The following is a 9,355-nucleotide window of genomic DNA, read 5'->3' as shown; positions in this document are numbered from 1 at the left end:
TCTCTGTGCTTCACCGTGTGCTAAACAGGCTCGATGACGCCTAACAATTCGTCCAAGCCGACGCCGCTTCGCGGCGCGGCTTAACTCAGGTGTTAGGCGTCGCTAGTAGTGATATCGCAGCTGGGCGATCAGCAATTCACCATCCGCGACTTTGTAGACGATCCGATGCTCGTCGGTAATTCGCCGGGACCAGTAACCTGAAAGCGCATGCTTAAGCGGCTCAGGCTTGCCGGTGCCCTCGTGAGGCGTCCGGCTGATCTCCTTGATTAGCCCGTTGATCCTCTGCACCAGCTTCTTGTCGGTCTTCTGCCAGTACAGGTAGTCCTCCCACGCCTGCTCGGAGAAGACCAGCCTCATTCAGCCAGCTTCCGCTCGCGTCCCTTGCCCGCTTCGAGCTCGGCAATCGAGTCCATCAGCCGCTTTGCGTTCTTCGGGCTGCGCAACAGGTAGGCCGTCTCTTCCATGGCGTTGTAGTCTTCCAACGAGAGCATCACCACGGCCTGCTGTCCGTTGCGGGTGATGATGATTGGCTCATGGTCCTCGCAGACCCGGTCCATGGTGTCGGCCAGGTTGGCGCGGGCAGCAGAGTAGGTAATGGCGTCCACGACAGCCTCCATTGTTGTACGGCTTATTGTACAATACCGGCCGGTGTCTGTCGAGCGGCGCCTAACAATTCGTCCAAGCCGAAACCGCTTCGCGGTTCGGCTTAACTCAGGTGTTAGGTGCGCCGTGCAACCTCCTCGTCAGTCCAGCATCTCGATAGGCTGCGAAGCGGGCGGGCCCGAGGCCCGGCTTCCGTGCGAGCTGAAGGTCGGGCTCTACCAGACGTTGGCGCGGCATGTCACCTCCTCACACTGCGAAGCGGTCGATGAGTACGCGCTCGTCCTGAGGGTCGACGGATCGTTAGCGCAGTACGGACCTGAGGGCATCCACCGCATTCGCTTTGCAAAGGCTCGGCGACATATCTCTGCAGACATACAGGTTCCGGAGACTGCTTGGCGAGTAGCAACTGCAGACCTCAAGCTTTATCTTGCGGCTCAAGTACGGGCAGCTCTTGAGGCCTGCGTGCGCCGGCTTGAGAAAGACGGTGTCGCCGTCGCAGGAGCCGACCTTCTCGCGCAGGTGGACGTCGCGATTGGCGATTGGCTCGGTCCGGGCGGCGCACCTAACAATTCGTCCAAGCCGAAACCGCTTCGCGGTTCGGCTTAACTCAGGTGCTAGAGGGCTATGGCCGCAATGCAGTCGCGTGAGAGTGAGCAACTGGCGGCGCTTCTGCACCAGCATGGAGCGGCGGGGCCTCAGGTTGCGCCAACCAAAGCGTGGCAAGCATTCAAGGTATTCGGTCGGCAACTCGCCGATCAGGAGGGAGTTGGTCTGCTCTTCCAGCTCGGCACGTTCAACTTCAGCGGCGAACCGCAGTTCTACTTCGACCCTGTGTGCCAGCTTGAGCGGCTGGATGCTGAGGGAGAGCACGATGGGTTTGAGCAAATCCACTGCGAGCTCTCCTGCGCGCCTGGGGCCGAGCTAGAGGGTCTCGAGGTAAGCCTTTGGTCCTTCGGGTTCCCGTCGGTCGAGGAGTTCTTCCAAGCGGTTGAGGCCATGCCGCAGTTCAAGGTGGCAATGGCTCAGCCCGTGTACTGTTTGAGCGTGACCCATGAGCTCGTCTAGGGCGCCCTCTAACAATTCGTCCAAGCCGACGCCGCTTCGCGGCGCGGCTTAACTCAGGTGTTAGACCTTACTCGCCTATCAGCCATCCAATGTCTCTTGTCCAGGACTTGCCGTGAAGACAATCCCCGCCCTGCTCGCTCTTGCCCTCGCCGCCGGCGTCATGCCCGGGTGCAAGAAGCACGACGAACCTGTCAGCCCGGCTGCGACAGAGGCTCCCACGCCCGTCGCTGCCCCCACGAACCCGCCTGAACCCGCCGCTGCCGCGGCCTTCGACCTTGCCCGCGTGCCGGTCTCGACCGCCCTGTTGGGCGAGTTCCCGTATTTCGGTCTGCCGGAGGGCTACAAGCCCATGGGCCAGCCCGAGCAACGCGACTTCGACCGCTTTCCGTTCTGGACCGGCGACCGCTTCGAATGGGTCGAGGGCCGCATCTGGTCGACGTTCATTGGCCGCGAGCCCGGGAAGTCAATGTCGCAATTGGAGGTCGCCCGCAACATCGAACAGGTGGTGCGTGAAGCGGGCGGCGTGAAAGTCTTCGAAGGCCGGGTGCCGAAGGAAGCGGTCGATACGCTGGGCGATGACATCATGGTCAGCCAGAACACCGGCATCGGCGGCATTGCCAGCGAGCCCAGCATCGTCCACGTCGTGCGCCGCCCCGACCGCACCATCTGGGTTTACCTCAATACCTACAGCGCCGGCGGAAGCCTTACCATCGCTGAGACGAAGCCGTTCGTCGCCACTGCGAAACTCCTGCCGGCCGCCGAACTCAAACAGGAGATCGACGCGACAGGCAAGGTGGCGCTGCAGGTCAACTTCGCGACCGACAGCGCGCAGATCCTGCCTGACTCGCAGCCGCAGGTTGCGCAGGTGGCGCAACTGCTCAAGGACGATCCAAAACTCAGCCTTGCAGTCAACGGCCACACCGACGGCAGCGGCGACCCGGCCCACAACCTGGAACTTTCCGAAGCTCGGGCCAAGGCCGTGGTTGATGCAGTCACCGCCCAGGGCGTGGACGGCGCACGACTAAATGCTAAGGGCTTTGGCGACACGCAGCCAGTGGCCGACAACAGCACCAGCGAGGGCAAGGCACGAAACCGGCGCGTGGAACTGGTCAAGCAATGAGCCGTGGGCACCTTACTGCTGTAGAGAAGCGAGACCTCGTCTACATCTTCGACTCTGGTGCCGCCGCCCTGCCGCTCGAGGGAATGCTCGGCAATGGAGACAGCGTCGGACCAGTGCTGTGGCAACGCGATGGCCGCTGGAAGTTGCTGAGCTTGGCACGCTGCCGGCTCAGCACGTCACAGCCGGGGTTCTATGGTCAGGAGAGCCACCGAGTCCGAGTGTCGCGCTAGCTGCCTTGGATCGATGCCACCGTGAGCGGCGGGGGCTTCCGCGTCATAAGGCCTAACAATTCGTCCAAGCCGATGCCGCTTCGCGGCACGGCTTAACTCAGGTGTTAGGCGGGCAGCAGTCGCTGTCTTGGCCGGTGCAGCTCTGCTCGGCCTCGCGCTACAACCGCACTCAGGCAATGGCGCTGTGGCTTCCGTCGCAGCGCTCGCAAGTTCGCTCGGGACCGTTGGCTGCTTTCGGAGGCATCAGACCTCACGCTCTTCCGGCTCTCGCCCGGCCGGGCCGTCGGGCATAACTTCGTCACGCTGCGGCGGTTCTCGGCGGTCGCTTTTTCAGCAGTCGCCGCCAGGCTGCGTGCCTTCGTCCGCTGCCGGCTGACGGCTCTGCCCGTTGCTGTGCCGCCCTGCCCGGCCCGCGGCTCTGGTCTCGGCCGTTGTCTCTTCTCCAGCTCCGGCCGGTGTGCTGCAGCCTAACTATTCGTTCAAGCCGAGCCCGCTTCGCGGACCGGCTCGAACTTTCTAACAAGCCCAAATGATTTCTATCGCGCTACGCACCTGAGTTAAGCCGCGCCGCGATGCAGCGTCGCCCTGGACGATTTACGAGCTCGCTGCCGAGAATCGTGCGGCCAGCACAACCAAGAGCCACAGGCCGATGACGGCAAGGAAGTTGACAGTGAAGACCGCTCCCCTGAGCCGAACATTTCCGGTGAGGATCTGGACGGTGCTGTGAAGAATCCGGCCCACCACGAAGAGCCACGCCAGCCCCACCGCCACCGGGTTATGACCGAGATGCAGCAGGATGAGGCAAGCGAGGTGGAAAACAGCGGCCACTCGAACCGGTTGGAGAGGTTCGCGCTGATACGGGGCTCGACCGCGGCCCAAGGGTTGGCGCCGTCGCGCCCGCGGCCGGTGCCCCACACGGCGGGAGCGCGAGCAACCGTGAGCAGAACGTAGAGGCAAGCCGCGAGTGCAACGTGCGCTGCCATAGGGAGAATCAGCGCCTGCGACATGCTTGTTTCCAATGATCTAACGCCTGATTCAAGCCGCGCAGCGAAGCGGATTTGACTCCGGCCGAGTGTCAGGCGGCGCCGAATCCGTACGGAACGGACCCGTTGTACTGCAGCAGGTCCCAGAGGTTGCCATACAGGTCTTCGAACACCGCCACGGTGCCGTACGGCTGCTCGGATGGCTCCCGGACAAACCTGACCCCGGCCGCGACGTAGCGATTGTAGTCGCGCCAGAAATCGTCGGTTTGCAGGAACAGGAACACACGGCCCCCGGTCTGGTTTCCCACCAGAGCAAGCTGCTCTGACGAAGACGCGCGAGCCAGAAGCAGCGAGGCGCCGGCGCTGCCGGTCGGTGCAACGACGACCCACCGCCTGTTCTGCTCGGGACGAGGCGAATCTTCCAGCAGGCGAAAGCCCAGCGTCCCTACATAGAAGCCGATAGCCTCGTCGTATTCGCGGACGAGGAGCGAAACATGGGCGATTGCCTGTTGCACGATCGAAGTTGCTCCGTGGTCGCCCGGCGCTTGGGTTGAGCCGCGAATCGGCGCCGGGACGAAGGCGCTGACAGTCGCTTCCTTTCAGCCAAGGATCGGGATTTCAGCAGCAGTGCCACTTATCCGTGATGCGTGCGGTAAAGGCCGAGAACGCGTGCTTGTATTCGGGTGAGTCCGCCGCGTTCATGTGGTTTTTGCCAGGAACAACAACGAGATGCTTATCTTCAGGGGCGACAGGCGCGGCCTCGAAAAGTGTCTGGCTGAAACGAGGAGGAGTCACGTCATCGTCAGCACCGACCAAGAACAGCACCGGCTCGTCGATTCCGGCAGCCACGCCCTGGTTGCCTTTTCCGGCCAGAGTTCCCGCTGGAACCACACGCCGAACGAGGAGGCGGATCCACGGGCTTTGCCGGGACCTCAGATGCCCCGTCCAGTCTTCAGTGGAGGTCACGGAGCTCTCAAGCACCAGACCAGCCAGCTTTCGCTCCGAGGCCACGTGCCCCGCCATAAAGCTGCCCAGTGAATGCCCGTGAAGGATCACGGGCACGTTCCCAAGGCCAGGATCAGCAAGCGTGTGGTCGTAGACCCGCAGGGCATCACCCATGAGGCTGTCGATCGTCGGGGTTCCGGTGCTTGCACCGTAGCCACGGTGATCGGTCACAACGACGTTGACAGGTGCCTCGCGGTAGACCTGCATTGTGCGCTCGGCGAATTTTGCCGCCGTATAGCCGTTCCCGCCGAAGTACACGACCGTTGCTACGGCATCGGGGCGCCTGAAACGCAGCGAGTAGAGTTCCGCGGATTCCGAAGACGGAATCTTCAGCACGTCAACCTGGTGCTCTGGAAACGCGGCGCGGAGCGCATCAATGTCAGCCGGAGGCGCTGCGCGCGGGATTACCACGTTGGACTCGTGCACCCGGTAAGTGCACGCGGTCATCGAGATGCCGATGAGGACGAGCGCTATGGTCTTGCCAAACAACGTCATGTGCATCCTCGATGGTTGCGCCGCGAAGCGCCTCGCAGATCCCAATACGTGAGTCAATTCCCACAGCGAAGCGGGCGTCGGCTGCCCTCGGCCTTTCAGCCTTCGGCAGCTGCAGCGCGAGCTCGGCCGAACACGGCGCGCAGCCTTTCGCCGAAGGTCTCCTCCTTGAAGTCGCTGAACTCGCCAGCGTCAAAGAAGACACCGTGACATAAGCCGCAGGATTCGATCGCGATATGGGGCTGCCCGGCTACGAGCATGCGAAACAACGGTTGCTGGTCTTTGGGGCAAACGCCTGGGCCCAATTGATTGGCGGACTTCCGCTTGGCAGGAGAGTCAATCTTCTCCGACCCGCTGAGCTCCCTCAGCTCTTCGTGCTCGAATGTGTCGAACCACAGGCCGGCGCATCCCGAGCACCGATCAACCTCTACTCCCTGATGTACAAGCGACTTCATCTGCGAGTCGCACTTGGGGCACTTCATTCAGATCTCTCCACTAGGTCGCACGCCTGAGTAAAGCCGGCCCGCAGAGCGGGCTCGGCTCGAAGTATCCGGTAGGCCGAGCCTACTTTTTCCTGCGCAGCTCCGTAGCGCCGAGCGTGATGGTGTCGGACTTTTCGTTGTAAATAATTCCGACTAGCTGCGTCGTAACAAGGACTCCTTCTTCGACCTTCGCGGGAATGCGGGATTCACTCATTTGGCTCCCGTCAATGCTGAATAAAGGGCGCACCAGCACCAGGCCCTCGCCTTGCTGTTCCACGGTGATGGTGTCTTTGCCGCCCTTTACCGGCTCCCAGGTGCCGATGAAATGTTTGCCCGGCGGCGTGGCTGTGCAGGCCACCAGGAGGGCGGCGATGCATGCGAGTACGTGCTTCTTCATGAAGTGAAGTCCTTCCTTGATTAGGGGATGCCGCCTGGCCGGGAGTGAAGATCCGGAGGGCAGCGGCGGCCATGCTGATGCTCGGGCCAGCGGTGGTCAACAGGACGATCTGACGCTGCGGCATCGCATTCTCCGGCGCAAACGTGCTCGCGGGGCGGTCCTCCCGTTCCCTACGCCCAGTCGTGAGCTCCCCAGCTGTCATCGACCCAGTCGCCGCCCTGCTCCATCAGCTCTTCTCGCCAGCGGCCCACATCGTCGACCCAGTCCACCAGTCGCGGCTTCCAGTACGCATGCCATTCGGCCATGTCGTGAAACACGAACGGCTGCGTGTCTCCGGATCCGTCACAAGGCAGGTCGACGATGCAGGGGCGGTGGAGGAGCGTTTGCTGCGCGCCGCTGGCCAGGATCAGCAACGCCTGTTCGAACGTGTCCAGCACGGACCGTGCGCCCGTCCAGTCCTGATCGGTCATCGCCATCGACGACGTACGCTCTCCCGTCGGCCATTTGCGGAAGTCGACCAGCACGTCGGAGTACGCCTTGAGGTCCGTACTCTGGGCCCGGAACCAGGACTCGTAGTTCCGGCGCACGAAGTCCGCCCAGGTGCACACCCGCACGTTCGAGCGCCCGAGGGCGCCCAGAGCACCCGAGTGGAAGCTGTACCGGGAAAAGATCAGCGCCTCATGTGCGCCATTCTCGGCCAGCAGGTCCCGATAGCGGTGCGTCATGTCGCTGTCGACGCGGCTGTCCCAGTGCCGGCAGTCGACCATGATGGTCTGCGCCCACTCGTCCGCGCCGATGAACACCAGGACGTCCACCTCCGCCACGCCGGAGGACGAGCGCAGCGACGCATTGAGCTGGACCTCGCAGCCCATCTGGGAATAGAACCGTGCGACCGCCTGGACGAGATCATCGACCGTCGCCGGCTCCAGATTGCGCGTGTCCATGTCAGCGGGAGCGCCCATGGACCACGAGGATAGTCGTCGCGAGGGCGCTCGGACGCGAAATGGGGCTTGGATAAAAACGTCACGCGACGGCCGGCCACATTATGCCCGGTTCGTTAGGCGCGAAGCGGTCAGGTTTGGGCCGACCGGAGCCAGAGCCACGCCAGTGAGGCCACTGCGATCACGACGAGCGCCGGCAGCGCGAGGCGAAGGTCCGTCCGGGAGGGCAGACTGGCACTGAGCAGGCTCGCGGCGATCCATGCAGCCAGAACCAGCCGCCGCTGGCGTCAGACACCAGCTTGCCGGCCCACCACAGGCTCAGCGGCAGCAGCGCGACCGGCGCGAGGGCAATCGGCATCGCGCGCCACCACGGGGCCCGGAACTGCACGGAGCCCAGGCGCCAGCTGTGTCCGACCTTTTCGGGCCACAGGCTCGGGAACCCGGCGTTGGCATGAAGCAGCAACGCCGCGACAAAGTGGGCAAGCTCATGGGCGAAGGTGCCCGGGAGCGCCACGATGGCGTATGCCCACATTCCGAATCGCTGCGAAGCGCGCTGCACAACGGCCATGGAGGCAATCGCCCAGAGTGCGTCGGTGCTGATCTGGTTCCACTGGTTGGCCGCCCAGTCGAGCATTTCACCCTGCCCCGCTGAGTCCTGCCTCATGGGCTGCCATGGATCGCTACGCGTTGTTCAAAGGCGATAGGCTTTTCAGTCCAATCCGAACGGCGCATACGCGTCGCGCTGGACCATCACCGCTCAGCTGACGACCGCCGAGCCGGTTCCGCGCCCACATAGTCATCGTGATACTGCATGGGCCGCAACGGCAGCAGCGCCTGCCTGAGCAGGCCGCGCGGCACGGTCTCGAGCTTGATGACCCCGTACTCCTCCGGCCATGTGCCCCTGGGCGGGCGCTTGAACGTGCCCATGAGCATGTCGACCAGCGGCACGTGGATGGCGTAATTCGCGTCGACGTAGTCCATGTCGCGTGCGTGGTGCCAGTGGTGGTAACGGGGCGTGACCAGCACGTACTCGAGCCAGCCGAACTCCAGCTTCAGGTTCGCATGCGCGAGCACCGCCTGCAGGCCGACCATGATCACGTAAGCATTCAATGCCTCGGCCGAGAAGCCCAGCAGGACCAGTGGCAGCAGGACGACCGTGCGGGTCATCAGGATCTCGCCGATGTGGATCCGTGAGCCTGCCAGCCAGTCCATGTGCCGGCTCGAATGGTGCACGGCATGGAAGCGCCAGAGGAACGGGACGTTGTGGTACGCCCGGTGCAGCAGCGCCTGCGCGAGGTCGGCGCAGAGCACCGCGAGGAGGAACTGCGCCCACAGCGGCAGGGAGTGCACCAGGGGTTTGAGGCGGTCGGTAGGCGCCAACGCGTCGATGGCGGTCGTCGAGGCGGTGACCGCGATCAGCAGGAACTGGACGAGCACGTGGCTCATGAAGAAGTAGGCCAGGTCAGTGCGCCACTCGGGCCGCAAGGGCGACATGGGGCGAACCGCCTTCATGCGCTCGATCGGAATGAACACGAGGGCCGAGAAGAACAGCGAGATCACGAACCAGTCCAGGCCTAGCGAGTACGGCGTGGGCTCGATGCGGTCGAAATCCACGGTCGCACCGCCGAGCATCACGGCCACCGCCGCCGATCCCACCCCGAGTGCTGCCAAGCGCCTGTTTCGGCCGCGCACGATGGCGAGCGTGCCGAGCAGGAATGAAGCGACCAACCCGGCGAGCAGCAGGTTCCGGGCGAACGCCTCCGTATAGGTGGCCCTGAAGTCCCGGCTGGTCAACTGGTCGGGGAAGTGGAAGCACAGCACCCCCATCAGCGCGCACAGGCCGAGTGCCGCGGAAATCGATGCCGTCCATGAGCGGGTATGGGTCATAACTGGTCTGAGTTAGCGAGGGTGAGCCACTGGCGGTGCATAGGATGGCGGCCCGGCAGCGGGCACGCCACCGGATACTTTCCACCCTCTCCTGACGGACGGTCTCGTCGCGTTGGTTCGGCGACTCGGCTCGGCACTGCTCCAGCCGAC

The 9,355-nt window shown here is 63.6% G+C and carries 12 protein-coding genes; 1 reads left to right on the top strand and 11 read right to left on the bottom strand.

The window, feature by feature from the left end; all coding sequences use genetic code 11:
* Positions 1–102: 102 nt before the first annotated feature.
* The 3 genes from ACFFGH_RS09160 to ACFFGH_RS09150 form a co-directional block, all read right to left on the bottom strand.
* Entirely contained in the window at positions 103–357 is a 255-nt protein-coding gene (locus ACFFGH_RS09160; RefSeq protein ID WP_386667242.1) for a Txe/YoeB family addiction module toxin, read from the bottom strand.
* Positions 354–605, bottom strand: coding sequence for a type II toxin-antitoxin system Phd/YefM family antitoxin (locus ACFFGH_RS09155; protein ID WP_386667240.1), 252 nt, complete (start codon positions 603–605; stop codon positions 354–356). Before ACFFGH_RS09155 ends, ACFFGH_RS09160 begins: the two co-directional genes overlap by 4 nt.
* A gap of 298 nt (positions 606–903) precedes the next feature.
* Entirely contained in the window at positions 904–1,494 is a 591-nt protein-coding gene (locus ACFFGH_RS09150; RefSeq protein ID WP_386667238.1) for a hypothetical protein, read from the bottom strand.
* Between the two features lie 286 nt (positions 1,495–1,780).
* Here ACFFGH_RS09150 and ACFFGH_RS09145 point away from each other — a divergent pair, with 286 nt between their 5' ends.
* Positions 1,781–2,788, top strand: a complete 1,008-nt coding sequence (locus ACFFGH_RS09145) for an OmpA family protein (RefSeq protein WP_386667236.1) — start codon at positions 1,781–1,783, stop codon at positions 2,786–2,788.
* An 824-nt stretch (positions 2,789–3,612) separates the two neighbouring features.
* On the opposite strand, the gene ACFFGH_RS09140 is transcribed toward ACFFGH_RS09145, so the two are convergent.
* The 8 genes from ACFFGH_RS09140 to ACFFGH_RS09105 form a co-directional block, all read right to left on the bottom strand.
* The gene (locus ACFFGH_RS09140) at positions 3,613–3,846 is read right to left on the bottom strand and encodes an MAPEG family protein (RefSeq protein ID WP_386667234.1); all 234 of its coding nucleotides are present in this window, start codon (positions 3,844–3,846) and stop codon (positions 3,613–3,615) included.
* Positions 3,847–4,093: 247 nt separating this feature from the next.
* Entirely contained in the window at positions 4,094–4,516 is a 423-nt protein-coding gene (locus ACFFGH_RS09135) for a VOC family protein (RefSeq protein ID WP_386667232.1), read from the bottom strand.
* Between the two features lie 103 nt (positions 4,517–4,619).
* The gene (locus ACFFGH_RS09130) at positions 4,620–5,501 is read right to left on the bottom strand and encodes an alpha/beta hydrolase (RefSeq protein WP_386667230.1); all 882 of its coding nucleotides are present in this window, start codon (positions 5,499–5,501) and stop codon (positions 4,620–4,622) included.
* Between the two features lie 95 nt (positions 5,502–5,596).
* A complete protein-coding gene (locus tag ACFFGH_RS09125) occupies positions 5,597–5,980 on the bottom strand; it encodes a zf-TFIIB domain-containing protein (RefSeq protein ID WP_386667228.1) in 384 nt (127 codons plus the stop codon).
* 82 nt (positions 5,981–6,062) lie between these two features.
* Positions 6,063–6,377, bottom strand: coding sequence for a hypothetical protein (locus ACFFGH_RS09120; RefSeq protein WP_386667226.1), 315 nt, complete (start codon positions 6,375–6,377; stop codon positions 6,063–6,065).
* 170 nt (positions 6,378–6,547) lie between these two features.
* Positions 6,548–7,339: a restriction endonuclease gene (locus tag ACFFGH_RS09115; RefSeq protein ID WP_386667224.1), complete on the bottom strand. Its 792-nt coding sequence runs from the start codon at positions 7,337–7,339 to the stop codon at positions 6,548–6,550.
* Between the two features lie 160 nt (positions 7,340–7,499).
* Complete coding sequence (locus tag ACFFGH_RS09110) at positions 7,500–7,952, bottom strand: hypothetical protein (RefSeq protein WP_386667222.1); 453 nt, start codon at positions 7,950–7,952, stop codon at positions 7,500–7,502.
* Between the two features lie 116 nt (positions 7,953–8,068).
* The gene (locus tag ACFFGH_RS09105) at positions 8,069–9,205 is read right to left on the bottom strand and encodes a sterol desaturase family protein (protein WP_386667220.1); all 1,137 of its coding nucleotides are present in this window, start codon (positions 9,203–9,205) and stop codon (positions 8,069–8,071) included.
* Positions 9,206–9,355: the final 150 nt, after the last annotated feature.

The sequence above is a fragment of the Lysobacter korlensis genome (assembly GCF_042434515.1).
This window is presented reverse-complemented; position numbering and strand designations above follow the sequence as displayed.

Bases quoted from the DNA above. Each gene is read 5' to 3' on its own strand.
- ACFFGH_RS09105 (WP_386667220.1), bottom strand. From the start codon at position 9,205: ATGACCCATACCCGCTCATGGACGGCATCGATTTCCGCGGCACTCGGC.
- ACFFGH_RS09115 (WP_386667224.1), bottom strand. From the start codon at position 7,339: ATGGGCGCTCCCGCTGACATGGACACGCGCAATCTGGAGCCGGCGACG.
- ACFFGH_RS09125 (WP_386667228.1), bottom strand. From the start codon at position 5,980: ATGAAGTGCCCCAAGTGCGACTCGCAGATGAAGTCGCTTGTACATCAG.
- ACFFGH_RS09120 (WP_386667226.1), bottom strand. From the start codon at position 6,377: ATGAAGAAGCACGTACTCGCATGCATCGCCGCCCTCCTGGTGGCCTGC.
- ACFFGH_RS09110 (WP_386667222.1), bottom strand. From the start codon at position 7,952: ATGCTCGACTGGGCGGCCAACCAGTGGAACCAGATCAGCACCGACGCA.
- ACFFGH_RS09160 (WP_386667242.1), bottom strand. From the start codon at position 357: ATGAGGCTGGTCTTCTCCGAGCAGGCGTGGGAGGACTACCTGTACTGG.
- ACFFGH_RS09130 (WP_386667230.1), bottom strand. From the start codon at position 5,501: ATGACGTTGTTTGGCAAGACCATAGCGCTCGTCCTCATCGGCATCTCG.